This window comes from Streptomyces sp. NPDC018964, from assembly GCF_044390325.1.
Lineage (GTDB): Bacteria > Actinomycetota > Actinomycetes > Streptomycetales > Streptomycetaceae > Streptomyces.
Genome location: NZ_JBIRYZ010000010.1, coordinates 1 through 24,523 on the forward strand (window position 1 = coordinate 1; position 24,523 = coordinate 24,523).

Genomic DNA, 24,523 nt, shown 5'->3' on the forward strand with positions numbered 1-24,523 from the left:
TACCACCCGCTGAAACAACTCCCACAACCCGTCCGGGACCAGCCGCTCCACGATCGTCATGCCTTAAGGTTACGAACCCAAATGAGACGACGTCTTAGAGTGACATGTTGTCACTCTCGAATTGTCGCGTGTCACAGCACCGACAGGTCGTGCCCCCGGAGTTGTCGTGCCAGGATCGGTCCGCCTGGCTCGCCATGCGGTGAAAACCAGCTCAATCAGCACCGGCGGGCGTTAAGACGTCACTGCAATTGCAGATTTAGGAGAATAGAACGCAGGAGCCCCAAAACCCAAAAGAATTGAGTCATGAGGCTCCTCCGGGTTGTGTCTATGCCATCCTAAGAGGAAGGTTTAGCCACAGTGGCCGACAGGCGACTGAACGGACGAGATTTTGCCCTTGTAGTTGATGCTTCCGGAAACCATGACGCAGTAGCCCTTCGCGTAGAGTGACACTGGGCCTGCGTATGATGCGTAATTCCCGAGGTCAGTCTTGTAGTAGGTGCAGCTCGATATCGAGGTTCCGGAACACCTGAACAAACTGACCATCATTTCCTTATAAACTCCGGCGCCGCCGTTGGAGTTCGCGACGGTCACCGCACAATTGTTTCCGGAGGATGAATCGTAGTAGAGGTGAACCACTCCGTACGACGGGCTTCCATCCGGGTATCCGGAGCTATTGCTGGTTACCAGTGGGTAGCTATTAATCAGGTTGCCGTTGCATCCGTACCCAGCAGCGCTAGCTGTGGGAGCAAGGGTGAACGATAGTCCCAGCATTGCAAAAAGCACCGTGAGTGCTGAGAGTGCTCTTCTTTTCATGACACCTCATTGTGGCCTTTAGGGGCTTGTGTGCGTCCGTTACCGCTCAGTTGATCTTGGTTGAGTGCTTGGATGCTACAGGTTGCCAGCCGCACGGGACAAGGGTTTGGGTGTCGGATGGGATAATTGGCCACGAATGTTTACGTAGAGAAATAAACGCCTCGACCTTCTCTATATGGAGAAAATCGAGGAATTCGTGAGTGTCTATCGTTATTGCGGCATTGATTAGCCTCGCCGTTTCGCTCGGGTACGACTGGCCTTGGGTCGGAAACGCGAAAGTGCCTTCCTGGCCTGGGACGATGAACCTTGCTGAGGGGTTCTGTCGGTCCAGGCGGAGGGCACTTTCTACGTGCAGAGTATCGGGTTGCGTCCCAAGGTCTGTGTCAGTGCCGATGGTTCGGGGGTGATCGGGCATGCCGGGGCACGGTTGCTGGCTGATCTTGCCGATGCCACAGGGCTGACCGCCGCGTACTCCGCCGCTCTCAGGCCGCTTCGGCCGCGCGGGACCGGGCATGATCCGGGACGGGTCGCCACCGACCTGGTGGTGATGCTCGCCGACGGCGGTGAGGCGGTCGCGGATCTGGCCGTGCTGCGGGACCAGGGCGAGGTGTTCGGCCCGGTCGCCTCGACACCCACGGCTTGGCGGTTGCTCGCAGACACCGACGAGGCCGCACTCGCCTCACTGTGAGCGGCCCGCGCTTCAGCCCGGGAAGTCGCCTGGATGCAGACCGCCGAGACCGGCGGGGGCATACCTGCTGCGCGGGCCGGCGGACGCGAGCTTCCCGGCCTGGTTCTGGACCTCGACGCCACACTGGTCGCCTGCCACTCGGAAAGGAACAGGCAGCCCCGACCTACAAGGGCGGCTTCGGTTTCCATCCGCTGCTGTGTTTCCTCGCGAACACCGGCGAGGCCGTGTCGGGGCGGCTGCGGCCCGGTAACTCCGGAGCCAACACCGCCGCAGACCACATCGCGGTGTTCGACCAGGCGCTCGTGCAGATCCCCGACGCGCACCGGCACGGCACCGACATCCTCATCCGCGCCGACAGTGCCGGATCCGCGAAAGCCTTCCTCGCCCACGTCCGCGGCCTGCGGAAACAAGGAATCCGTACCTTCTTCTCGGTCGGATACGCCATCACCGAGCCGGTCCGCCGCGCTGTCCGGGCCACGCCCGCCCGGCTCTGGTACCCCGCCCTGGACCAGGACGGCACCCTGCGGGACGGCGCCGAGGTCGCCGAGCTGACCGGCATGGTCGACCTGGCCGGCTACCCGGACGGCACCCGCATCATCGTGCGCCGCGAGCGGCCGCACCCCGGAGCCCAGCTGTTCCTGTTCGACCAGGACGAGGGTCTGCGGCACCAGGTGTTCCTCACCGACACCCCTTACTCCAGCGGTGGCTCCGCTCAGTTCCTGGAGGTCCGCCACCGTGGGCATGCCACCGTCGAGGACCACATCCGGTACGGCAAGGCCACCGGCTCCGGCCGCTTCCCCCTCCCGCCACTTCGTCGTCAACACCGTCTGGCTCGAACTCAGCCTCACGGCGATCGATCTGCTGGCCTGGACCCGCGTCCTGCTGCTGGACGGAGAGCTGGCCGCCGCCGAGCCGAAGAAGCTCCGCTACCGGCTGCTGCATGTCGCCGCACGCCTCACCCGCGGCGGCCGCCGCCTGTGCTTGCGGATATCGGCGACCTGGCCCTGGAGACACGAACTGACCACGGCCTTCCACCGCCTCGCCGCACTGCCCCGTCCCGCTGGCTGACCAGTAAATCCCGGACCGCCGACGACCCGAAGGACCTTGGAGAAACCCGACCACCGCGCCGGGTCTCCGCCATGTCCGAACACCGAAATCACGTCGGCCACCCGACAGTGGCCCCTCAGCGACGCCTCATCCCCTCAACCGAAACGGCGAGGTTAGCCGGTGAGACCGCCGAAGATACCGTCGTTATTGCCCCTGTTGTCGCCGCCCTGCTGGCCGCCGATGGCGATCAGGGTGACCTTGTCACCCTTCTTGACCTGCTGGCCTTCCGGCGGGGTGCTCTGAAGCACCGTGGCGTTGTCGTCGCCCCCGCCCTGAACCCTCTCGAGTTGCAGGCCTGCCTGGGCGAGTACCTGCTTGGCTGCAGCGACCGTCATCTGAGTGACCTTCGGCATGGCGAAGGTCTGGTTCTCCTTGGCCTTGCCGATCTGGATGGTCACCGGCGAGTTCTTGGCGAGCTGGGTGCCCTGCTGGGGATCGGTGCCGATGACCTTGCCGACCAGGGCCTGGTTGTCCGTCTCCACCTCGACGCAGTTGCCGACGAGTTCGTTGGCGGTCATCTGCGCCGTGGCCTCGTCACAGGTCCTGTTGGTGACGTCGGGCACGGTGGCCTTGTCCGCCTCCTTGGCGACGGTGAGGGTGATCGTGCTGCCCTTCTCCTGCTCCGTGTCGCCCTCGGGGTCCTGTCCGATGACCACACCCGGGGTCTGGTCGGAGACCTCCGTCTCCTGTTCGACCGTGAAACCCTTCTCCTCGAGCTGGGACTTCGCCTTCTCGTAGGTGAGGCCCTGCACGTCTGGCACCGCCACCTTCGGCGCCCCGGTGGACACGGTCAGGGTGACGGTGGAGTCCTTGTCGACCTCGGTGCCCGCGTCGGGGTCCTGGTCGCAGATCTTGCCCTTGCTCTGGTTCTCGCAGGGTGCTTCTTCGAAGGTCAGTTGCAAGTCGCCGTTGACGGCGAGTTTTTCGGCGTCCGCTTTGGTCTCGCCGACGAAGTTCGGGGTCGCGATCATGTCATTGCCCACGCCGTCGCCGCTGGTGGCCCAGCGGCCGATCAGGATCGCGCCGATGAGGACCAGGACACCCGCCACGACCAGCAATATCGTCGAGGTGTTGGTCTTCTTCGGCTGGCGTCGGCGGCTCTGGCGGTCGTCGTAGCCGTAGCCGCCGTCGTCCGGGTTCATGGGCGGCAGCATCGAGGTCGCCGCCGCGGCGCCGGCGTCCTGGCGCAGGGCCGTCGTCGGCTGCTCGTCGGGGTAGCCGCCGTAGCCGACCGCGCCCAGTGCGGCGGTCGCCGCGACGGGCTGGCCGTCGAGGCAGGCCTCGATGTCGGCGCGCATCTCGTCGGCCGACTGGTACCGGTAGTCAGGGTCCTTGACCAGCGCCTTCAGCACGATCGCGTCCATCTCGGGCGTGATCTCGGGGTCGAAGACGCTCGGCGGCTGCGGCTCCTCCCGTACGTGCTGGTAGGCGACCGCGACCGGGGAGTCGCCCACGAAGGGCGGCCGGACGGTCAGCAGCTCGTACAGCAGGCAGCCGGTGGAGTACAGGTCGGAGCGCGCGTCGACCTGCTCGCCCTTGGCCTGCTCCGGCGAGAGGTACTGGGCGGTGCCGATGACGGCCGAGGTCTGGGTCATCGTCATGCCGGAGTCGCCCATCGCGCGGGCGATGCCGAAGTCCATGACCTTGACCTGGCCGTTGCGCGTCAGCATGACGTTGGCCGGCTTGATGTCGCGGTGGACGATGCCGGCCCGGTGGGAGTACTCCAGGGCCTGGAGGATGCCGATGGTCATCTCCAGCGTCCGCTCCGGCAGCAGCTTGCGGCCGCTGTGCAGGAGCTCACGGAGCGTGGAGCCGTCGACGTACTCCATGACGATGTACGGGATGGAGACCCCGTCGATGTAGTCCTCGCCCGTGTCGTAGACCGCGACGATCGCGGGATGGTTGAGCGAGGCGGCCGACTGGGCCTCCCGGCGGAACCGGGCCTGGAAGGACGGGTCGCGTGCGAGGTCCGCGCGGAGCGTCTTCACCGCCACCTGGCGTCCGAGCCTGGTGTCATGCGCGTGGTAAACCTCCGCCATGCCACCACGGCCGAGCACCGGGCCCAGCTCGTACCGGCCGCCGAGGCGACGCGGCTCTTCCATAGCTACTACCAGCCCTCTCCGTCGGTCCCGGGCGGCACACGCGTGCCGCCGGAGGCTGCCGTCCGGGCCTACCGTACCCGGCTCTTTTTGTGTGACCTGGCCAAGTGCGTCAGCCGATACGGGACCGGTACCGCAACGTGCACCGATGTGAAGTAAAAGTGACCGGGGTCACTGCTTGCCCTTGAGGACCGCCTCCATCACGTCCTTGGCGATCGGTGCGGCCAGGCCACCGCCGGTGATGTCGGCACCGGTCGCTTTGCTGTCCTCGACGACGACGGCGACGGCGACCGGGGAACCCTGGTCGGTCTTGGCGTACGAGATGAACCAGGCGTAGGGCTTCTCGCTGTTGTTGATGCCGCGCTCGGCGGTACCGGTCTTGCCGCCGACGGTGACTCCGTCGATCTTGGCGTTGCCTCCGGTGCCGTCCTCGACGACGGTCTCCATCATTTCCTGGATCTTCTGGGCGTTCTCCGAGGAGAGGGGCTGGGACAGCTCCTGCGGTTCGGTCGTCTCGATGGTGTCCAGGTTCGCGGCCTTGAGCTGGTCGACCATGTACGGCTTCATCAGCTTGCCGTCGTTGGCGATGGCGGCGGTGACCATGGCCATCTGGAGCGGGGTGGCGCGGTTGGAGGCCTGGCCGATGCCGGCCATGGCGTTCTGCGACCTGTTGTCCTCGGGGAAGATGCTCTCGGCGGCGCGGACGGGGGTGTCCAGCTCGGGGTTGTTGTAGCCGAACTTCTCCGCGTACTCGATCATCTTCTCGTTGCCGACCTCGTGGCTGAGCTTGCCGAAGACGCTGTTGCAGGAGTACTGCATCGCCACGCGCAGGGTGGCGTTCTCACAGGGGATGTTCCCGTGGTTGCGCAGGGGCGTGGTGGTGTCCGGCATGATCCACGGTTCCGGAGTGTCGGTCTTGGCGTCGATGTCGTCGACCAAGCCCTCCTCCAGCGCCGCCGCGGCGGTGACCACCTTGAAGGTGGAGCCCGGCGAGTAGGTCTCGCGCAGTGCCCGGTTCAGCATCGGGTCGTCGGGGTTGTTCTTCTTCTGGACCGCCTGCCAGGCCTTGGCGTCCTCGTCGGAGGTCCCGGCGAACTTCGACGGGTCGTACGACGGCGTGGAGGCCAGTGCCAGGATCTTGCCGGTCTGCGGGTCGATCGCGGCGACGGCGCCCTTCTTGTCGCCGAGGCCCTCGTACGCGGCCTTCTGCGCGGCGGCGTCGAGGGTGGTGACGACGCTGCCGCCCTCCTTCGGCTTGCCCGTGATCATGTCGAGGGTGTTGCGGAAGAAGAGCCGGTCGTCGTTGCCGGTGAGGATGCCGTCCTCCAGCTTCTCCAGCTGGTTGGCGCCGAAGGCCTGCGAGGAGAAGCCGGTGACCGGCGCCCACATGGCACCGTCGGTCCAGGTGCGCTTGAACTTGTAGTCGCCGCTCTTGGACTCGACGGACCCGGTGATGGCCTTGCCGTCGACGATGATGTTGCCGCGCGGGGTGGCGTAGCGCTCGATGTTGACGCGGCGGTTCTCGTCGTCGGAGGCCAGCTCGTCGGCCTGGACGTACTGCAGCCAGTTGCCCCGGATGAGCAGGGCGAGGATGAGCAGGCCGCAGAAGATCGCGACCCGGCGCAGGGGCTTGTTCACGGGCGGACCACCTGGGTCATCTCGGCGTCGGGATTGGTGGCGGGGGCGGGCGCCGGACGGCGGGCGGTGTCGCTGATCCTGAGCAGGATGCCGATCAGCGCCCAGTTGGCGATGACGGAGGAACCGCCGTACGCCAGGAAGGGCATCGTCATACCGGTCAGCGGGATGAGACCCATGACGCCGCCGGCGACGACGAAGACCTGGAGCGCGAAGGCGCCGGACAGGCCGATGGCGAGCAGCTTGCCGAACGGGTCGCGGGCGGCGAGGGCGGTGCGCACGCCGCGCTCCACGATCAGCGCGTAGAGCAGGAGCAGCGCCATGACGCCGGCCAGGCCGATCTCCTCGCCGAAGGTGGCGAGGATGAAGTCGGAGTTGGCGGCGAAGCCGATGAGGTCGGAGTTGCCCTGGCCCCAGCCGGTGCCGAGGGTGCCGCCGGAGCCGAAGGCCCACAGGGCCTGCATGGCCTGCTCGGAGTGGACGATGCCGTCCTGGACCCCGGCGCGGCTGAGCTCGAACTCGTGCATCGGGTCGAGCCAGGCCTGCACGCGGGTCTGGATGTGCGACTCGAAGCTCGCCACGCCGACGGCGCCGACCGCGGACATCAGCAGACCGAAGACGATCCAGCTGGTCCGCTCGGTGGCGACGTACAGCATGATCACGAACATGCCGAAGAACAGCAGCGAGGTGCCGAGGTCGGTCTCGAAGACCAGGATCAGGATGGAGATGATCCAGACGACGATGATCGGGCCGAGGTCGCGTCCGCGGGGGAGGTAGAGCCCCATGAAGCGGCGGCTGGCGAGGGCCAGGGCGTCGCGCTTGACCATGAGGTAGCCCGCGAAGAAGACCGCGAGGACGATCTTGGCGAACTCGCCGGGCTGCAGGGTGCCGAGACCGGGGATCTTGATCCAGATCTTGGCGCCGAAGACGTTGTGGCCGAGGCCCGGGACCAGGGGCAGGAGCAGCAGGATCAGCGCGCCGGCCATGGAGATGTAGGTGTAGCGCTGCAGGACGCGGTGGTCCTTGAGGAAGAGCAGTACGGCCATGAACAGGGCGACACCGAGCGCGGAGTACATCAGCTGGCGTGGCGCCGCCTCGACGAACGTGCTGCTCGCCTGCAGTCGCTTCGACTGGTCCAGGCGCCAGATGGCGACCAGGCCGATGCCGTTGAGCAGGGTGGCCAGTGGCAGCATCAGCGGGTCCGCGTACGGGGCGAACTTCCGTACGGCGAGGTGACCGACGCCCGCCATCAGGCCGAGGCCCAGGCCGTAGCTCAGCAGCCCGGTGGGCAGCTCGTCGTTGATGGCCAGCCCTACGTTGGCGTAGGCGAAGACCGGGATGACGACGGCGAACACCAGGAGCGCGAGCTCGGTGTTGCGGCGGCTGGGTGCGCCGATCGCGCCGATCGTGGACGTGTGCTGCGTCGACGGGTTGGTAGTACTGCTCATCGTGTGACAGGGCCTCTCACGGCTTGCCTACTGCTTACCGCACAGGGAGACGACCTTCTGCTCCTCCTCCGAGAGGCTGGGGCCAGGGCTGGAAGTGGGTGCGGTCGTGGACGGGGGCGTGGACTGCTCCGGTGCCTTCGCCGAACCCGAGGGGTTCGGTGTCGGCGAGACCTTGGACGTGAAGGAGGCGGGTGTGGTTCCCGTGGTGCCTCCGGCCTCGCCCTCGCCGGTCTTCGCGTTCTTCTCGCTCTCGGCGGAGCGCCGCTCGGCCTGCTTCTTGCACGCGGAGGCCTGTACCGACAGTTCCTCGATCTTCGCGCGGGCGCCGTAGAGGTCGCCGTCGGCGATGGTCGCCTCGACCAGCTTCCGCTGGTAGGGCGGCAGGTACTTGAGTTCGATCTCCGGGTGGTCCTTCTTGATCTTGGAGAGGGAGACCCAGGCCAGGTCCTGGCTGATGCCCTGGTACAGGGCGACGTGCTCGCCGTTGGTGCCGACGTAGTACTGCGTCTGGGTCCAGCGCCAGCCGCCGTACATGCTGCCGCCGAGGACGGCGAGCGTGAGCAGGCTGTAGACGGACCGCTTGAGCCACCGGCGATTCTTGGCGGGTTTGACGAAGTCGTCGTCGCCGTAGGCGAAACCGTCGGTGGGGATGAAGCCGGTGATGTCACCGCTGCCGGGCGGGCCGAACTCGCCCCCGCCGCCCTCCTGGCGTCGGCGGCCGAGGCCGGAGGCGCGGCCGGCCGGGGTCTGCATGATGCCGTTGTCGGAGAGCTGGTTCTGGTTCTCGGCCACGGCGCCGACCACGACCGGGGTGTCGGACAGCTGCCCGGCGAGGGTGTCGCCGGTGTCGAGGTCCAGGACGTCGGCGACGATCACGGTGATGTTGTCGGGGCCGCCGCCGCGCAGGGCCAGTTCGATCAGGTTCTGGACGGTCTCCTCAGGACCCTGGTAGCTGGCCAGGGCCTCCTCGAGGGTCTGGTGGGAGACCACGCCGGACAGGCCGTCGGAGCAGATCAGGTAGCGGTCGCCGGCCCGGACCTCGCGGATGGAGAGGTCGGGTTCGACGTGCTCGCCGCTGCCGAGGGCCCGCATGAGCAGGGAGCGCTGCGGGTGGGTGGTGGCCTCTTCCTCGGTGATCCGGCCCTCGTCGACCAGACGCTGCACCCAGGTGTGGTCCTGGGTGATCTGGGTGAGGACGCCGTCGCGCAGGAGGTAGGCGCGGGAGTCGCCGACGTGCACCATGCCGAGGCGCTGACCGGTCCACAGCAGGGCGGTCAGGGTGGTGCCCATGCCCTCGAGCTGGGGGTCCTCCTCGACCATCATGCGCAGCTGGTCGTTGGCGCGCTGGACGGCGGTGCCGAGCGAGGTGAGCACGTCGGAGCCGGGGACGTCGTCGTCGAGGGCGACGATGGTGGAGATCGCCTCGGAGGAGGCGACCTCGCCGGCGGCGGCGCCGCCCATGCCGTCGGCGATGGCGAGCAGGCGGGGACCGGCGTAACCGGAGTCCTCGTTGCCCTCCCGGATCATGCCCTTGTGCGATCCGGCGGCGAAGCGCAGAGACAGGCTCATGCGCACCTCGCCAGTCGGCTCCGGGTACAGCCGGTCGTGTCGAGCCACACTGCCCACCCTCCGGTCGGGAGCGCGCCGGGACCCTGGGTGGGGACCCCCACTGCGTGCTCGCTCCGCTCGCGCTCATTCATTGGTGTAGCACTACTTCCGCAGCTCGATGACGGTCTTGCCGATGCGGATCGGTGCGCCCAGCGAAATCGGTGTGGGGGTCGTCAGCCGGGTCCGGTCCAGGTAGGTGCCGTTGGTGGAGCTCAGGTCCTCGACGATCCACTGGCCGTCGCGGTCCGGGTAGATCCTGGCATGGCGGCTGGAGGCGTAGTCGTCGTCCAGCACGATGGTGCTGTCGTGTGCCCGGCCCAGGGTGATGGTCTGGCCCTGGAGGGCGACGGTGGTGCCGGTGAGGGTGCCTTCGGTCACGACCAGCTTGGTGGGGGTGTTCCGGCCGCGGCGGCCGCCGCCGGACTGCTGGCGCTGCTGCGGAGGCGCCTGGCGGGCGGCCTGCTGTGGCCGGCCGGCGTCCCGCCGTGATCCGCGCTGGGTGACACGAGTGCCGAACAGGTCACTCCGGATGACCTGCACGGCCACGATCACGAACAGCCACAGTACGGCCAGGAAACCCAGCCGCATGACCGTGAGGGTCAGCTCTGACATTGCCCCCGCTTCACCCTTCGGCTTGCCTATAGATAACGGTGGTGCTGCCCACGACGATCCGCGAGCCGTCGCGGAGCGTAGCGCGGGTGGTGTGCTGCCCGTCCACCACGATGCCGTTGGTGGATCCGAGATCCTGGATCGTCGAGGGCGTTCCGGTCCGGATCTCGCAGTGCCGGCGGGAGACGCCGGGATCGTCGATCCGCACGTCGGCTTCGGTGCTGCGGCCCATCACGAGGGTGGCCCGGGAGATCTGGTGGCGGGTGCCGTTGATCTCGATCCAGTAGCGGGTGCGTCCGCCGGGCACGGCGGGTGGCCGCTGGCCGCCCGCGGGCGGCGGATAGCCGTAACCACCGCCGGGCGGCGGCGCGGCCGGCATGGGCGGGGCGCCTACGGGGCCGGCCGACGGGTAGCCGTAGCCGCCGGGGCGGCCGGCCGGCGGTGCGCCGCCGGGAGCGCCGGGGGCCTGGCCGGCGGAGGAGGAGGCGAGCGTGCGGCTGCGGACCCGGTACAGGCCGGTGTCGAGGTCGTCCGCCTTCTCCAGGTGCACCTTGATGGGACCCATGAAGGTGTAGCGCTGCTGCTTGGCGTAGTCGCGCACCATGCCGGCGAGCTCGTCGCCGAGCTGGCCGGAGTACGGGCTGAGCCGCTCGAAGTCCGGAGTGCTCAGTTCGACGATGAAGTCGTTGGGTACGACGGTGCGGTCGCGGTTCCAGATGGTGGCGTTGTTGTCGCACTCACGCTGGAGCGCTCCAGCGATCTCCACGGGCTGCACCTCGGACTTGAACACCTTGGCGAAGGTGCCGTTGACCAGACCTTCGAGACGCTGCTCGAACTTCTTCAGGACTCCCATGGGGCACCTCCTCCGTAGCTGCCGTCCTGTGTACTGCCCGGCGCACCGTTTCGTGCACCGCCTACCTGGTACTGCTTACTGATCGTATCCACGCGCCGGTCGATCGGCTGGTTCCCCCTGTCGGCCCGGTCGACGGGTGTCGACGCCTGACGAAGTTCCCTCCGGGGCCCCTCTTCGAACTCCTTCGGTCGTGCTCGTGCGCGTCGTTCTGCCATGGATCGTAGAGGGGGCCGCAAACCAGTGTCCCGCACCCGGCTGTGGACTCCGCCCGGCTCCTGTACAGACGGGGACTACCGGTACGAGGTTGATACGTGAAGCGGTCGCCGCCGCGACATCGGGGCCCGGGGGAGGCCGGCCGGGGCGATCCGGGCTCGTCGGGGCCGGTGGGGGGAGGCGGGGTGGCCGTGGGGAAAGGGATGTGAATCCATCCCGGCCAGCGTGCTAATGTTCTGGGTGTCGGAAGGCGCAGGGCCCCAGAAGGGGCAGGGCGCGGAAGACACACCCAATGCGCGGGTGGCGGAATAGGCAGACGCGCTGGATTCAGGTTCCAGTGCCCGCAAGGGCGTGGGGGTTCAACTCCCCCCTCGCGCACACCGTCGAAACGGGCGGCATCCCTCGGATGCCGCCCGTTTCGCATGCTCGGAGTGAGTGTGGCGGCCGGGGGGCGTGTGAGGAACATCTCATGATCCTTTTCTCTGTGGAGTGGTGTGCCGTTCCCCTTCGGGAGGGCGTGGCGAGGGTCTCCGGGGGGCCCTCGGAAGCACGTGGGGAGGGGCGGGTCGGCGGGGCATCCGGAGCGGGCCCCGCGGGCTCACTCGCGGACACCCGCCGGTTCCGGAGGGGGTCTCACGGGCTGGCCTACGAACCCCCGCCGGTTCGGAACGACCGTGGACACCCGCCGGTCCATGAGGGGTCACTCACGGACACCCGCCGATTCTGGTGCGGGCCGGCGCAGGGCGAGGGCGGCGGGGACGACCGCGGAGGCCATGGCGAGTACGGCGCAGGCGGCCGTGACGGCGGCGAGCGTGGACCAGGGGAGGGCGATCGGGACGGGGGCCGAGAGCAGAAACAGGGCTGCCCATATGCCGGCCAGGTTGAGCGCGGTCACGGCCAGGCCCAGGACCGCGCCGACCGCGACCACCGTCAGAGACTCCGCGGCCACCACGCGCAGCACCTGCCACCGTGTGGCCCTGGTCAGCCGCAGTACCGCGAGGTCGCGCACCCGGTCGGAGGTCGCCATGACCATGGTGTTGGCCAGGGAGACGCCCGTGTAGAGCAGGGCGATGCCGAGGACCAGCAGGAGACCGTAACGGGTGGTGCGTTCGCTCCCGGGGGCCGGGGCGGCCGCCCACCGGTCCCCGGCGTGGACCTGACCGCCGAAGGGCCGCACCGCCCGCTCCAGACCGGCGGCCACCGAGCGAGCGTCGGCACCGTCCGCGAGGGCGACGTCCACCCGGTCCACGCGTGCGCCCGGCGCGTTGGCCGGAGTGACGTAGACGCCGTTGTCGCCGGTGCCGGTGGTCATCACAGCGGCGATCCGCAGCGTCCGTTCCGTACCGTCCCCGAGCCACACCCGCACGTGCTGCCCGACCGTGTGCCGCTCCCACTCCTCGTTGACGACGATCGAACCGTCGTCGAGGCCGGTGACCCTTCCCGCGGCGATCGGCAACCGCGCGGTGGCCGTCAGCGCCCCGGGGTCGACGGCCCGGGCCTCGGACCTGATCAGCGCCACGCCCTCCTCCAGGACGTACACCGCGCTCGGCGCGCTCGCCGACACCCGCGCGCCGGGCACCGCACGCAGCCGCTCCAGGGTCCGCGCGTCGAAGGCCCCGTTCCCCGCGGCCGTGACGACGAACGCCGCGGCGGTCCGCTCCCGCGTCTCGGCGGCCCTGGCCCGGTCCAGGGTGGCGGTGGTGCCGAGCAGCGAGCCCGCGAGGGCGACCGTGACCAGCACGGGTGCCGCGACCGCGGCCGTACGGCGCGCCCCGGCGGCCGCGTTCTCCCGCATCAGCATGCCGACCGCCCCCGGCAGCCGGGCCGGAAGCCAGGCCAGCAGCCGGGCCAGCGGACGCACCACAGGCGGGGCGAGCAGCGCGGCGGCGGTGATCAGCAGCATGGGCCGGGTGATGTAGGTCTTGCGGTGCAGCAGGTCGCCCGGATCGTCGAGCAGCGCCACGGCGAGCGTCACCCCGGCGGTCAGCAGCAGGGCCGTGCCGCACAGTCGCCGCCCCCGCGTCATGGCCCCGTTGTCGGCGGACGCCTCGCGCAGCGCCTGGACGGGACCCGTGCGCCCTGCCCGCCAGGAGGCCACGACGGCACCGCTCAGGGCGACGAGGAGCCCCGTCCAGAACGCCACGGGGTACGGCCAGCCCGCGTCGCCGATGGTGAACCAGCCCGGCGCCAGCTCCACGTCGACCACCCACGCGGCCAGCAAGGGTGCCGCGTACCCGCCGAGCCCGCAGCCGGTGGCCGAGGCGAGCACCCCGACCAGCAGGGCCTCGGCGGCCACCGTGCGCCGTATCCGACCGGGTGTGGCCCCCGCGGCGCGCAGCAGCCCGAACTCCCGGCGCCGCCGGTCGACCGTGAAGGCGAAGGTGGACGCCACCACGAACACCGAGACGAAGGCGGAGATCCCGCCCGCCGTGCCGAACAGGGCGTTCATCGCGGTCAGCGCCTTGCTGTCGCGTTCGGGATCCGCGTCGGCGTACCGGCGGTCGTCCCCGGTGAGGACCTGGACACCCTCGGTTCCGCGCACCGCTTCCCGTACGGCGGCCGGGTCGGCGTCGACGACCAGCTGGACGACGGCCGGGGACAGTTCGGCGGCGCGCGCGTCGGTGTGGAAGACGGCGTGCTCGAAGCCGCGGTCGGCCACCGTGCCCACGACCCGCACGGTGCCGTGGTCCGTGCGCACCCGCGTGCCGGGGCGTGCCCAGTCGCCGCTGACGACGACCTCGTCGTCCGCGCGGGGCGCACGGCCCGCCTCGAGGGTGTACGGGGCGTACGGGGCGGTGGACCAGGGGTGGCCGGTCAGTTCGCCGGGACCGCCCCTGGCGCGGACGGGGTAGGAGCGGTCCTCGACGACCGTGCCGAGCCGGCGCAGCTTCGCGACGGTCGCCGCCGGCACCGCGCGCGGGTGCGCCAGTTCCTCGGTCTTCTCGCCGTTCGGCGTCGGTACGCGCAGGGTGTCCGCGCCCTTGACCACGGCCGGGGCGGCGGCGAACCGCTCCGGCTCCCGCGCGGGGGCGTCGAGGGAGGAGGCGAGGGCGAGCCCCATGACGGTGAGGAGGGCCACGCCCAGCGCGAGGGCGGTGAAGCTGCCGGCGAAGGTGATCCACCGGGTGCGCAGGGTGCGCAGGGCGAGGCTCAGCACGGTACGGCCTCCAGCCTGGTCATCCGCGCGGCGACGGCGTCGGCGTCCGCCCCGGCCAGCTCGCCATGGACGCGGCCGTCGACCAGGAAGACCACGCGGTCGGCACGAGAGGCGGCCACCGGGTCGTGGGTCACCATGACGACCGTCTGTCCCTCGCGGTCGGCCATGCCGCGCAGCAGCGTGAGCACCTCGTGTCCGGTACGGGAGTCCAGCGCGCCGGTGGGTTCGTCGGCGAACAGTACATCGGGGCGGGTGATCAGGGCACGGGCCAGGGCGACGCGCTGTTGCTGCCCGCCGGACAGCTCGGCGGGCCGGTGCCGGGCGCGGTCGTCGAGGCCGACCTGGTGGAGTGCCTCACGGATCCGGGCCCGCGGCACGCGCCGGCCGGCCAGCCGCAGCGGGAGGGCGACGTTCTGCTCGGCGGTCAGTGCCGGCAGCAGGTTGAAGGCCTGGAAGACGAAGCCGACGCGCTCGCGGCGCAGCAGGGTCAGCCGTCTCTCACCGAGCCCGGTCAGCTCGGTGCCGCCGACGGTGACCGAGCCCGAGGTGGGCTGGTCGAGGCCCGCGGCGCACTGCAGCAGTGTCGACTTGCCGGAGCCGGACGGGCCCATCACGGCGGTGAAACTCCCGCGCGGGAAGGTGAGGGACACCTCGTCCAGGGCGATCACCGCGTCGTCGCCCGACCCGTACCGTCGGCTCACCCGGTGCAAGACGACCGCGTCGCCGTTCCTCTGGCTCATGTGTCCCACTCCCCTGTCCGGGCCCGGCCGGTGCCGGGCTGGTCGTCCGAGGAGAACGAAACCGTCCGGGAGCCGGTCGGCGCAGTGCGGCAGGGACGAGAAAAAAGGTAGGGCCAGGCATACCCCGAAACCTCCGCCTGGGCCGATGGCCCCGCACGGCGCCGACTTCTACCGTGATCCGCATGCAGCCTCGAAATTCCTGGCAGGCCATGTCCCGTCCCGGCTACGCGCTGTCCGCGTGGCCGTGGCGCTCGGCCGGATACCTGCTCACCGGTGCGGTGACCGGTGCTGTGGTGCTCGTGGGCCTCGTCGTGTCGGCGGTGGCCGGCGGGGTGCTCGCACCGGTCCTGGTGGGGCTTCCGCTGCTGCTCGGCACCGCCCTCGCGGGCATACCGGTGGCCCGGCTGGAGCGGTGGCGGCTGCGGCTGGTCGACCGTGATCCGGCAGTCGATCCGCACCTGCCGCCCGCCGCTCCCGGCCTGCGGGTCTGGCTGACCGCCCGGCTGCGGGAGCGGGCCACCTGGCGGGAGCTCGGTCACGCCCTGCTGTTCGCGGGTCTGCTGTGGCCGGTCGACGCCCTCGTGCTCACGGTCGGCCTGCTCTTCCCGGCGGCCGTGACCGCCACCCCGTTGCTGATGGCCACGGTCGGGGACGGCAGGGAGGCGAAGGTCCTCAAACTGTGGACGGTCACCACCTGGCCGGCGGCGGCCGGTGCCGCCCTGCTGGGGATCGTCCTGCTCACCCTGGGCGCCTACCTGCTGGGCGTCGTGTCGGGCGCCCGCGCGGGGCTGAACCGGCTGCTGCTCGCCCCGCGCGAGACCGGCCTGGACGCCAGGGTGACCGAACTGACCCGGTCCCGGGTGCGGCTGGTGGAGGCCTTCGAGGCGGAACGCCGACGCATCGAGCGCGATCTGCACGACGGGGCCCAGCAGCGTCTGGTCGCCCTGACCATGACGCTGGGCCTGGCCCGCCTGGAGGCGCCGCCCGGGCCGCTCGCCGACCGGCTCGCCAAGGCCCACGACGAGGCGGGCCGGGCGCTCGGGGAGCTGCGGGAGCTCATCCACGGCATCCACCCCCAGGTCCTCGCCGACTACGGGCTCGAGGCCGCGGTCGCCGACGCCGCCGACCGGTCCGCCGTACCCGTGGACGTGGACCTGGACCTCACCGGCCGGCTGCCCACGCCGGTCGAGGCCGCCGCGTACTTCGTGGTGTGCGAGGCGCTCGCCAACGTCGCCCGGCACAGCGGGGCGAGCCGCGCACGGGTGGACGGCGGGCACCACGACGGGCGGCTGCTGCTGGAGGTCCGCGACGACGGACGGGGCGGTGCGCGGGCGGGGGAGGGCAGCGGGCTGACCGGACTCTCCGACCGGGTGTCGGTGCTCGATGGCAGACTCACCCTGTCCAGTCCGGTGGGTGGACCGACCCTGCTGCGTGTGGAGATCCCTTGCGCCCCCTGCTCCCCCTGACAGACGGCCGAGCACTGCGCGTCGTGCTGGCCGAGGACAGCGTGCTGCTGCGGGAGGGCCTGATCGGTCTGCTCCAGCAGTGCGGGCACGAGGTCGTCGCGGCGGTCGGTGACGCCGAGGCCCTGGTCGCCGCGGTCGGTGGACACGAAACCGACATCGTGGTGACGGACGTCCGGATGCCCCCGGACTTCCAGGACGAGGGCCTGCGCGCGGCCGTGCGGCTGCGCGCCGAGCGGCCCACGCTGCCCGTTCTCGTGCTCAGCCAGTACGTGCAGCGCCGGTACGCCTCCGACCTGCTGGACTCCGGTGACGGCACCGGCATCGGTTATCTGCTCAAGGACCGGGTCGGCCAGATCGAGGAGTTCGTGACCGCGTTGAGCCAGGTCGCGGACGGCGGCACGGTGGTCGACCCCGAGGTCGTACGGCAGTTGCTGCGCCACCGCCGTGACCCGCTGGAGCGGCTGTCCCCGCGGGAGCGGGAGGTGCTGGCGCTGATAGCGCAGGGCAAGTCCAACGGTGCGATCGCCCGTGAGCTGGTGGTGTCGGAGGCCGCTGTCGGCAAGCACATCGGCAGCATCTTCACGAAACTGGACCTGCCGTTGACGGACGAGACGCATCGGCGTGTCCTCGCGGTGCTGGCTTACCTCCGGGCGTGACTCGGCAGGCGGGCCGGACGGTTCTCCCGCCGCCCGGCCGTCACGTACGACCGGTATCAGGGCGTCGCCCGCGCGAACGTGCGGGCGAACCCCTCGCCCGGTGAGCGGTCCAGGTCCTTCCATAAGGCGTCGTCCGCGAACCAGTGGTCCACGGTGAGCACGTTCAGGGATGCGGCACACGCGGGGATCCGGCGGCCCGGGCGCCTCGGTGGCCTCGTCCACCGAGGCGCCCGTCGCCGGGCCGGTTCCACCTGCTCGCACACGGCCGCGAGCAGCTCCGAGGCGGGGACGGGGCTCGGGGAGCGACGTAGGCGTCGGGGAGATCCTGGAGCGGGCCGGAAGTCACCGAGGACGCGCTGTACTTCCACTTCGGCTCCAAGGAGGAGCCGGCGCTCGGCGTGTTCGAGGAGCACCTCGTGATCTTCCTGCCGCCCCAGTCCGGCAAGCCGCGGGAACTCGTCGACTTCGGCCTGGCGCCGGCGCTGCGGCAGCGGACCGAGCCGCTGGTGCGGGCCGGCGTCGGACCGGCCCTGGACCAGGGGGCTGGGACCGGACCGTACCCCGGTGTTCGGCATGTGGATCGATCCGGACCACCCGGGCCTTGGCCGAGGTGAAGGCGGGAGGCGAACCGTTGCCGCACGTCGGCCCGACGGAGACGGCGCAGCTGCTGGTCGCGAGCTTCTCCGGAGTGCGGCTCCTGTCACAGCCGCGCTGTCGGCGGCAGGACCTGGAGCATCGGGTCACCGTGCTGTTCCCCCACACGCTGCCGGACATGGCCGTTCCGGCACGGCTGGACACCTCCCAGGACCGTGCCGGGCGGCTGCTCGCCGAGGGGCGGCCGCTGTCGGCGGGGTCGGAGGCGGCGGAAGCCGGACAGGGTCCGGACTTCTCCACACCGGCAGAGTTGTCCACAGGGTCTGACGCGTTTCGGCCACCGGCTGTACGGTCGGCACGATCGATGTCGACGCGTGTGTACGGCACGTAGGTGTACGGGGGAGGCGGTCGCCGTGACCGAAACTGTTGCCGGAATGTCCGGGACTCGTGAGCCCGCCGGTGCGACCGGGACCGGGGGTACGGTCCCGGTGCGGCGGCTGCCGCGGGTGCCGGGATTCGCCGAGTGGCCCGCCGAGGGCAGCCCCAGGGACGAGGGCAAGGCCCTGCGCGGGCAGGTCCCCCGCGGGGCACACGCCACCCTCGACCCGGACGCCTCCCGCCCTGACGCCGTGAGCGCCGTCGAGGAGTCCAGCCGGGGCCGGCTGCCCGAGCTCGCACCGATCCGGGTGGGCAGGATGGCGGCGACACCGTTCGCCTTCCTGCGCGGATCCGCGGGCCTCATGGCGTACGACCTGGCCCGCACGCCGACGACCCGGATCGGCGCCCAGATCTGCGGCGACGCCCACGCGGCGAACTTCGGTCTCTACGGCGACGCGCGCGGCGGCCTGGTCATCGACCTGAACGACTTCGACGAGACGGTGCACGGCCCCTGGGAATGGGACCTCAAGCGGCTCGCCACCTCCCTGGTGCTCGCCGGGCGGGAGGCCGGCGCCGACGAGGACACCTGCCGCGCCGCGGCCCACGACGCCGCGGGCGCCTACCGCCGCACGATGCGGCTGCTGTCCAAGCTGCCGACGCTGGACGCCTGGAACGCCATCGCGGACGAGGAACTGGTCTCCCACACCGACGCCCACGACCTGCTGGGCACCCTGGAGCGCGTCTCCGCGAAGGCCCGCGCGAACACCAGCGGCCGGTTCGCAGCCAGGTCCACCGAGCCGACCGGGGACGGCGGACGCCGCTTCGTCGACGCGCCGCCGGTCCTGCGCCGCATACCGGACGGCGAGGCCGCCGCGGTGGCCGCCTCGCTGGAGCAGTACCTCGGCACGCTCCCACCCGACCGCCACCCGCTGCTGGCCCGGTACGCGGTGCACGACGTGGCGTTCCGCGTCGTCGGCACAGGCAGCGTGGGCACCCGCTCGTACGTCGTGCTGCTCCTCGACCACCGGGGCGAGCCGCTGGTCCTCCAGGTGAAGGAGGCCCGCCCCTCGGCCCTCGTGCCGCATCTGTCGGCGGCCGGGTTCGACGTCCCCGAGGCCGTCCACGAGGGCATGCGGGTGGTCCACGGCCAGAAGCGGATGCAGGTGATAAGCGACAGCCTGCTGGGCTGGACGACGGTCGACGGCCGCCCCTTCCAGGTGCGCCAGTTCCGCAACCGCAAGGGCAGCGTCGACCCGGCCGCGCTGGCCGCCGACCAGGTCGACGACTACGCCCGGATGACCGGCGCCCTGCTGGCCCGCGCCCACTCCCACAGCGCCGATCCCCGCCTGATCGCCGGCTACTGCGGCAAGAACGACGAACTGGACGCGGCCGTGGCGGCCTTCGCCGTCGCCTACGCCGACCGCACCGAGGCGGACCACGCGGACCTGGTGACCGCGGTGCGGTCGGGACGGATCGCGGCGGAGACGGGGGTGTGAGCGGGCGTCCGGGGGCAGGCGCGCGTGGCCGGCCGGGGAGCGTGCCGCCGGAGCGTGACGTGCCGGGCGGGTGGCCTACGCTGTCCGGGTGACGACCTCGGAAGGTGAGCAGAGTGGCGGCGCCGGCGCGGAGCGGACCCCCGGCGGTGGTGGTGCGGCGCGGCCCGAGGAGCGGCTGGAGCAGGCCGTACGCGCGGCCGAGCAGGCGCTGATCGAGTTCGAGATCGCCGTGGAGACCTTCCGCGTCGAGGTCGAGAACTTCTCCCGGCTGCACGAGCAGAAGCTCGGCCCGGTGTACGCCCGGCTCGAAGAGCTGGACGCCCAGATCCTGGAGGCCAGGGCCGCCCGCAGCGACGACCCCGAGGACCGGCGCCGGGCCGACGAGGCGCGCGCCCGGCTGATGCCCATCCCCGGCGTCGAGGAGCTGCTCAACGGCTGGATGGACGGTGACGGCCTCTTCCCCGAGGCCACCGCCATGCTCACCGACCAGCCGGTGCGGCCCCCGCGGCGGGTGCGGCCCAGCGAGGAGGCCCGCAAGCTCTACCGCGACCTCGCCCGCAAGGCCCACCCGGACCTGGCGCAGGAGGACGAGGAACGCGCGCGCCGTGAGGAGTTCATCACCCGCGTCAACGCCGCCTACGCCCGTGGCAACGAGGACGAGCTGCGCGAACTCGCCGAGGAGTGGGCCGCGGGACCGGAGCTGAAGCGCTTCCCCAGCGCGAGCGAGGAGCTCTACGCCCGCCTCGAATGGCTCGCCCGGCGCAAGGAACTGCTCACGCTGGTCGCCAGGGAACTGGAGGACGGCGCCATCGGCTCGATGCTGCGCCTCGCCCCGGACGATCCCGACAGGCTCCTCGAGGAGATCGCCGAGCAGCTGCGGACCCAGGTGACCGAACGCGAGGCGGAGCTGGCGGCGCTGCTGGCCTGAGCCGGGGCCCGCCCGGTCGGGTAGCGTCGGGGGCATGAGTTTTGGAGCTGGTGTGCCCACGGTCCGGGTCGCGGACCTCGAGGACGGCGACTTCCTGCTGGACGTCCGCGAGGACGACGAGTGGAAGGCCGGTCATGCCGCGGGGGCGCTGCACATCCCCCTCAGTGAGTTCGTGGCCCGCTACGGCGAGCTGACCGAGGCCGCGCCGCAGGACGGCCGGGTCCATGTGATCTGCCGTTCCGGCGGACGGTCGGCGCAGGTCACCATGTATCTGGCCCAGCAGGGCGTCGACGCCGTGAACGTGGACGGCGGGATGCAGGTGTGGGAGGCCGCCGGACGTCCCGTCGTCACCGACGACGGGGCACCGGGACACGTGCTGTAGCGGACGTCCGGCGCCCGCCTCTACCGGTCGAAGTCCAGTTGCACCCGCTCCGTCACCGGGTGCGACTGACAGGCCAGGACATAGCCCGCCTCCGTCTCCTCCGACTCCAGCGCGAAGTTGCGGTCCATCCGCACCTCGCCCGAGACGAGGAAGGCGCGGCAGGTTCCGCACACCCCGCCCTTGCAGGCGTAGGGCGCGTCGGGCCGGTTGCGCAGCACCGTGTCCAGCAGGGACTCGCCGTCCTGGACGGGCCAGGTCCCGCCGCGTCCGTCGAGCCGGGCGGTGACCGTGCTGTGCGCGGGGGCGGGCGTGGTGGCGGCGGTCTCCGTACCGGAGTCCACATGGAAGATCTCCTGGTGGATGCGGGAGCGTGCCACACCCAGCCCGCGCAGTGCCCGCTCGGCTCCTTCGACCAGGCCGTACGGACCGCACAGGAACCAGCCGTCCACCTGTCCCACGGGCAGCAGGACCGGCAGCAGCCCGGTCAGCCGCTCCTGGTCCAGCCGTCCGGACGGCAGTCCCGCCTGCTGTTCCTCCCGGGAGAGCACCGTGACCAGCTGGAACCGCTCGGGGTAGCGGTCCTTCAGGTCGGCGACCTCCTCCAGGAACATCGTCGAGGCGGCCGTCCGGTCGCTGCGGATCAGGCAGAACCGGGCGGCGGGCTCGCGGGCCAGGAGGGTCGAGACGATCGACAGCACCGGTGTGATGCCGCTGCCGCCGACGATCGCCGCGTACCGGCCGGGCGCGGGTGGGAGCGTGAAGCGGCCGGCCGGGGTCATCACCTCCAGTTCGTCGCCGGGGCCGATCTCCTTGAGCGCGTACGTGGAGAAGGCGCCGCCCTCGACCAGCCGCACGCCGACCCGGAGCGTGCTCGGTGCCTCGCCGTCGGGTGCGGGGGAGCAGATGGAGTAGGTGCGCCGGATGTCCTCGCCGTCCGCGACGCGCCGCAGGGCCAGGTGCTGGCCGGGGGCGTACCGGTACTCCTCGGCCAGGTGCGGGGGGACGGTGAGGGTGAGGGCGACGGAGTCGTCGGTGAGCCGGTCGACCGCGGCCACCCGGAGCCGGTGGAAGCGGGCCATCACAACTCCTTGAAGTGGTCGAACGGTTCACGGCAGGCCAGGCAGCGGCGCAGTGCCTTGCACGCGGTGGACGAGAAGCGGCTGAGCAGTTCGGTCTCGGCCGAGCCGCAGTGCGGGCAGCGGACGGGCACCGGTGCGTCCTCCGGCCGGCTCGCGCGGGTGCGCGTCGGCCCGAGCTCCACCCCGACCGGCCCGGAGGCCGCCCGTGCGCGTGGTGGTGCGATGCCGAACTCCCTTAGTTTTCGGCGCCCTTCGTCCGTGATGTCGTCGGTCGACCAGGCGGGCGCGAGCACCCGGCGCACGGTGACCTCGCGCACTCCGTGCTCGCGCAGCACCCGCTCGATGTCGAGGCTCATCGCCTCGACGGCCGGGCAACCGGTGTACGTCGGGGTCAGCTCGACCTCGACGGTGTCCGTGCCGCGTGCGCGCACCGCGCGCACGACACCCAGTTCGCGCAGGGTCAGCACGGGCAGTTCAGGGTCGGGCACCGAACCGGCGAGCTCCAGGAGTTCGGCCTCCAGCGGGGTGGGGGCGGTCACCATGTCGCCCCCGGGTGGCTGCGGTGCAGGTGCTGCATCTCGGCGAGCATCCGGCCGAACGGCTCGGTGTGCAGGCCCTGACGGCCGGCGCCGGCCGTCCACGCTCCCGTGCGCGGGCCCTCGGGCACCGTGAGCGTGGCCCGGCGCAGCACCTCGCCGATCCGCTCCAGCCAGGCCGTTTCCAGACCGGCCCAGTCGACGTCCAGGCCCTCGACGGGCTGGAACATCTCGCCGGTGTGGCGCCACAGCGCGTCCACGGCGCGCTGCATCCGCGCGTGGCTCTCCTCCGTGCCGTCACCGAGCCGCAGCGTCCACAGCTCGGCGTGGTCGCGGTGGTAGGCGGTCTCCTTGACCGCCTTGCCGGCCAGCGGCGCGAACGGGCCGTCGCCGGCGGCCAGTGCGCCGTAGAGGAGGTACTGGTGGGCGGAGAAGTACAGCTGGCGGGCGATGGTGTGGGCGAAGTCGCCGTTGGGCTGCTCCACCAGCTGGAGGTTGCGGAAGGCACGCTCCTCGCGGAGATAGGCCAGCTCGTCCTCGTCGCCCGCCATCGACAGCAGTACCCGGGCCTGGCCCAGCAGGTCCAGCGCGATGTTGGCGAGGGCGACCTCCTCCTCCAGCACGGGGGCGTGGCCGGCCCACTCGCCCAGGCGGTGGGAGAGCACCAGCGCGTCGTCGCCGAGGGCGAGCGCGGCCGTCGTGCGGGCGGTGTCCTCGGCGGGGGTCGTGGTCACAGGTGCCGCACCCCCTCGGGGATCTCGTAGAACGTGGGATGCCGGTAGGGCTTGTCGGCGGCCGGTTCGAAGAACGGGTCCTTCTCGTCGGGCGAGGAGGCGGTGATCGCGGACGACGGGACGACCCAGATGGAGACGCCCTCGCCGCGCCGGGTGTACAGATCGCGGGCGTTGCGCAGGGCGAGCTCCGCGTCCGGTGCGTGCAGGCTGCCGGCGTGGGTGTGGGACAGCCCGCGGCGCGAGCGCACGAAGACCTCCCACAGGGGCCAGTCGGTGTGGGTCATGCTCGCGTGGCTCCTGTCTCGTCGTTCGTGTGCTTGGCCGCGTGGGCCGCCGCGGCCTCCCTGACCCAGGCGCCGTCCTCGTGGGCCTGCCTGCGCCGGGTCAGCCGCTGTTCGTTGCAGGGGCCGTTGCCCTTGAGGACGTCCCAGAACTCCGACCAGTCGATCGCGCCGAAGTCGTGGTGCCCGCGCTCCTCGTTCCACTTCAGGTCCGGGTCGGGGAGGGTCAGGCCGAGGGACTCGGCCTGAGGGACGCAGATGTCGACGAAGCGCTGGCGCAGCTCGTCGTTGGAGTGGCGCTTGATCTTCCAGGCCATCGACTGCGCGGAGTGCTGGGACTCGTCGTCGGGCGGGCCGAACATCATCAGCGACGGCCACCACCAGCGGTCCACCGCGTCCTGCGCCATCGCGTGCTGCTCCGGGGTGCCCTTGCTGAGGGCCAGCAGCAGCTCATACCCCTGGCGCTGGTGGAAGGACTCCTCCTTGCAGATGCGGACCATCGCGCGTGCGTAGGGACCGTAGGAGCAGCGGCACAGGGGCACCTGGTTGGTGATCGCCGCGCCGTCCACGAGCCAGCCGATGGCGCCGACGTCCGCCCAGGTCAGCGTCGGGTAGTTGAAGATCGAGGAGTACTTCTGGCGGCCGGAGTGGAGCTTGTCGAGCAGCTCCTCGCGGCTGGTGCCGAGGGTCTCGGCGGCGCTGTACAGGTACAGGCCGTGCCCGGCCTCGTCCTGCACCTTGGCCATCAGGATCGCCTTACGGCGCAGCGAGGGGGCGCGGGTGATCCAGTTGGCCTCCGGCTGCATGCCGATGATCTCGGAGTGCGCGTGCTGGGCGATCTGCCGGACGAGCGTGGCCCGGTAGGCGTCCGGCATCCAGTCGCGCGGCTCGATCCGCTCGTCGGCGGCGACGGCCGCGTCGAAGGCGCGCGCGTGGCCGGCGGTGTCGCCGGCGTCGGCCGGTGCGTCGTACGCCTGGCTGCCGGCCGTATCGCGGGCGGCTGCTGTCGCCATGAGGTCCCCC

General features: G+C 70.9%; 19 protein-coding genes, 1 tRNA gene and 1 pseudogene. 7 read left to right on the forward strand and 14 right to left on the reverse strand.

The genetic code is table 11. From position 1 onward, the window contains the following. Positions 1 to 1,132: 1,132 nt before the first annotated feature. A pseudogene (locus ACH5AO_RS18375) lies at positions 1,133 to 2,569 on the forward strand (IS1380 family transposase). A gap of 152 nt (positions 2,570 to 2,721) precedes the next feature. Here the strand turns inward: ACH5AO_RS18375 and pknB are convergent. From pknB to ACH5AO_RS18405, 6 genes are all read right to left on the reverse strand, one after another. Then, the gene (gene pknB, locus ACH5AO_RS18380) at positions 2,722 to 4,710 is read right to left on the reverse strand and encodes a Stk1 family PASTA domain-containing Ser/Thr kinase (RefSeq protein ID WP_398925804.1); all 1,989 of its coding nucleotides are present in this window, start codon (positions 4,708 to 4,710) and stop codon (positions 2,722 to 2,724) included. 168 nt (positions 4,711 to 4,878) lie between these two features. After that, positions 4,879 to 6,345 carry a peptidoglycan D,D-transpeptidase FtsI family protein gene (locus ACH5AO_RS18385; protein WP_398925805.1) on the reverse strand — a complete coding sequence of 489 codons (1,467 nt, stop codon included), beginning with the start codon at positions 6,343 to 6,345 and terminating at the stop codon, positions 4,879 to 4,881. Continuing rightward, the gene (locus ACH5AO_RS18390) at positions 6,342 to 7,790 is read right to left on the reverse strand and encodes an FtsW/RodA/SpoVE family cell cycle protein (protein WP_398925806.1); all 1,449 of its coding nucleotides are present in this window, start codon (positions 7,788 to 7,790) and stop codon (positions 6,342 to 6,344) included. The genes ACH5AO_RS18385 and ACH5AO_RS18390 overlap by 4 nt, the downstream gene beginning before the upstream one ends. A gap of 27 nt (positions 7,791 to 7,817) precedes the next feature. Further along, positions 7,818 to 9,359 (reverse strand): Stp1/IreP family PP2C-type Ser/Thr phosphatase, encoded by a 1,542-nt coding sequence (locus tag ACH5AO_RS18395; protein WP_398925808.1) that lies wholly within the window; start codon positions 9,357 to 9,359, stop codon positions 7,818 to 7,820. Between the two features lie 141 nt (positions 9,360 to 9,500). Next, a complete protein-coding gene (locus ACH5AO_RS18400; protein WP_217127360.1) occupies positions 9,501 to 10,010 on the reverse strand; it encodes an FHA domain-containing protein in 510 nt (169 codons plus the stop codon). 10 nt (positions 10,011 to 10,020) lie between these two features. Continuing rightward, positions 10,021 to 10,860, reverse strand: coding sequence for an FhaA domain-containing protein (locus tag ACH5AO_RS18405; RefSeq protein WP_398925810.1), 840 nt, complete (start codon positions 10,858 to 10,860; stop codon positions 10,021 to 10,023). Between the two features lie 507 nt (positions 10,861 to 11,367). On the opposite strand from ACH5AO_RS18405, the gene ACH5AO_RS18410 reads away from it, so the two are divergent. Next, positions 11,368 to 11,451 (forward strand) — tRNA-Leu (locus ACH5AO_RS18410). Between the two features lie 322 nt (positions 11,452 to 11,773). Here the strand turns inward: ACH5AO_RS18410 and ACH5AO_RS18415 are convergent. Both ACH5AO_RS18415 and ACH5AO_RS18420 read right to left on the reverse strand, forming a co-directional pair. Further along, positions 11,774 to 14,230, reverse strand: a complete 2,457-nt coding sequence (locus tag ACH5AO_RS18415; protein ID WP_398925812.1) for an ABC transporter permease — start codon at positions 14,228 to 14,230, stop codon at positions 11,774 to 11,776. After that, positions 14,224 to 14,970 (reverse strand): ABC transporter ATP-binding protein, encoded by a 747-nt coding sequence (locus tag ACH5AO_RS18420; protein WP_398925814.1) that lies wholly within the window; start codon positions 14,968 to 14,970, stop codon positions 14,224 to 14,226. Before ACH5AO_RS18420 ends, ACH5AO_RS18415 begins: the two co-directional genes overlap by 7 nt. A 182-nt stretch (positions 14,971 to 15,152) precedes the next feature. Here ACH5AO_RS18420 and ACH5AO_RS18425 point away from each other — a divergent pair, with 182 nt between their 5' ends. Beyond that, positions 15,153 to 16,436: a sensor histidine kinase gene (locus ACH5AO_RS18425; protein WP_398925816.1), complete on the forward strand. Its 1,284-nt coding sequence runs from the start codon at positions 15,153 to 15,155 to the stop codon at positions 16,434 to 16,436. Positions 16,437 to 16,459: 23 nt separating this feature from the next. Continuing rightward, positions 16,460 to 17,092: a LuxR C-terminal-related transcriptional regulator gene (locus ACH5AO_RS18430; protein ID WP_398926317.1), complete on the forward strand. Its 633-nt coding sequence runs from the start codon at positions 16,460 to 16,462 to the stop codon at positions 17,090 to 17,092. A 56-nt stretch (positions 17,093 to 17,148) separates the two neighbouring features. On the opposite strand, the gene ACH5AO_RS18435 is transcribed toward ACH5AO_RS18430, so the two are convergent. Beyond that, a complete protein-coding gene (locus tag ACH5AO_RS18435; protein WP_398925818.1) occupies positions 17,149 to 17,667 on the reverse strand; it encodes a hypothetical protein in 519 nt (172 codons plus the stop codon). Positions 17,668 to 18,120: 453 nt separating this feature from the next. Here ACH5AO_RS18435 and ACH5AO_RS18440 point away from each other — a divergent pair, with 453 nt between their 5' ends. The 3 genes from ACH5AO_RS18440 to ACH5AO_RS18450 all read left to right on the forward strand — a co-directional run bounded on the left by ACH5AO_RS18440 (position 18,121) and on the right by ACH5AO_RS18450 (position 20,870). Then, a complete protein-coding gene (locus tag ACH5AO_RS18440) occupies positions 18,121 to 19,560 on the forward strand; it encodes a DUF2252 domain-containing protein (RefSeq protein WP_398925820.1) in 1,440 nt (479 codons plus the stop codon). An 88-nt stretch (positions 19,561 to 19,648) separates the two neighbouring features. Beyond that, positions 19,649 to 20,488 (forward strand): hypothetical protein, encoded by an 840-nt coding sequence (locus tag ACH5AO_RS18445; protein WP_398925822.1) that lies wholly within the window; start codon positions 19,649 to 19,651, stop codon positions 20,486 to 20,488. A 52-nt stretch (positions 20,489 to 20,540) separates the two neighbouring features. Then, positions 20,541 to 20,870, forward strand: a complete 330-nt coding sequence (locus ACH5AO_RS18450) for a rhodanese-like domain-containing protein (RefSeq protein ID WP_398926319.1) — start codon at positions 20,541 to 20,543, stop codon at positions 20,868 to 20,870. A gap of 20 nt (positions 20,871 to 20,890) precedes the next feature. Here ACH5AO_RS18450 and paaE read toward each other — a convergent pair whose 3' ends face one another. The 5 genes from paaE to paaA are packed head-to-tail and all read right to left on the reverse strand — an operon-like array spanning position 20,891 to position 24,513. Next, entirely contained in the window at positions 20,891 to 21,949 is a 1,059-nt protein-coding gene (paaE, locus tag ACH5AO_RS18455) for a 1,2-phenylacetyl-CoA epoxidase subunit PaaE (protein WP_398925824.1), read from the reverse strand. Beyond that, on the reverse strand, positions 21,949 to 22,491 hold the full coding sequence (paaD, locus tag ACH5AO_RS18460; protein ID WP_398925826.1) for a 1,2-phenylacetyl-CoA epoxidase subunit PaaD: 543 nt from the start codon (positions 22,489 to 22,491) through the stop codon (positions 21,949 to 21,951). Before paaD ends, paaE begins: the two co-directional genes overlap by 1 nt. Then, positions 22,485 to 23,219, reverse strand: a complete 735-nt coding sequence (gene paaC, locus ACH5AO_RS18465; protein ID WP_398925828.1) for a 1,2-phenylacetyl-CoA epoxidase subunit PaaC — start codon at positions 23,217 to 23,219, stop codon at positions 22,485 to 22,487. Before paaC ends, paaD begins: the two co-directional genes overlap by 7 nt. Next, complete coding sequence (paaB, locus tag ACH5AO_RS18470; protein WP_030215302.1) at positions 23,216 to 23,503, reverse strand: 1,2-phenylacetyl-CoA epoxidase subunit PaaB; 288 nt, start codon at positions 23,501 to 23,503, stop codon at positions 23,216 to 23,218. Before paaB ends, paaC begins: the two co-directional genes overlap by 4 nt. After that, the gene (paaA, locus tag ACH5AO_RS18475; protein WP_398925830.1) at positions 23,500 to 24,513 is read right to left on the reverse strand and encodes a 1,2-phenylacetyl-CoA epoxidase subunit PaaA; all 1,014 of its coding nucleotides are present in this window, start codon (positions 24,511 to 24,513) and stop codon (positions 23,500 to 23,502) included. Before paaA ends, paaB begins: the two co-directional genes overlap by 4 nt. Positions 24,514 to 24,523: the final 10 nt, after the last annotated feature.

Bases quoted from the DNA above. Each gene is read 5' to 3' on its own strand.
- pknB (WP_398925804.1), bottom strand. From the start codon at position 4,710: ATGGAAGAGCCGCGTCGCCTCGGCGGCCGGTACGAGCTGGGCCCGGTG.
- ACH5AO_RS18390 (WP_398925806.1), bottom strand. From the start codon at position 7,790: ATGAGCAGTACTACCAACCCGTCGACGCAGCACACGTCCACGATCGGC.
- ACH5AO_RS18395 (WP_398925808.1), bottom strand. From the start codon at position 9,359: ATGAGCCTGTCTCTGCGCTTCGCCGCCGGATCGCACAAGGGCATGATC.
- ACH5AO_RS18400 (WP_217127360.1), bottom strand. From the start codon at position 10,010: ATGTCAGAGCTGACCCTCACGGTCATGCGGCTGGGTTTCCTGGCCGTA.
- ACH5AO_RS18405 (WP_398925810.1), bottom strand. From the start codon at position 10,860: ATGGGAGTCCTGAAGAAGTTCGAGCAGCGTCTCGAAGGTCTGGTCAAC.
- ACH5AO_RS18420 (WP_398925814.1), bottom strand. From the start codon at position 14,970: ATGAGCCAGAGGAACGGCGACGCGGTCGTCTTGCACCGGGTGAGCCGA.
- ACH5AO_RS18425 (WP_398925816.1), top strand. From the start codon at position 15,153: ATGCAGCCTCGAAATTCCTGGCAGGCCATGTCCCGTCCCGGCTACGCG.
- ACH5AO_RS18435 (WP_398925818.1), bottom strand. From the start codon at position 17,667: ATGCCGAACACCGGGGTACGGTCCGGTCCCAGCCCCCTGGTCCAGGGC.
- ACH5AO_RS18440 (WP_398925820.1), top strand. From the start codon at position 18,121: ATGTCCGGGACTCGTGAGCCCGCCGGTGCGACCGGGACCGGGGGTACG.
- paaE (WP_398925824.1), bottom strand. From the start codon at position 21,949: ATGGCCCGCTTCCACCGGCTCCGGGTGGCCGCGGTCGACCGGCTCACC.
- paaD (WP_398925826.1), bottom strand. From the start codon at position 22,491: ATGGTGACCGCCCCCACCCCGCTGGAGGCCGAACTCCTGGAGCTCGCC.
- paaB (WP_030215302.1), bottom strand. From the start codon at position 23,503: ATGACCCACACCGACTGGCCCCTGTGGGAGGTCTTCGTGCGCTCGCGC.
- paaA (WP_398925830.1), bottom strand. From the start codon at position 24,513: ATGGCGACAGCAGCCGCCCGCGATACGGCCGGCAGCCAGGCGTACGAC.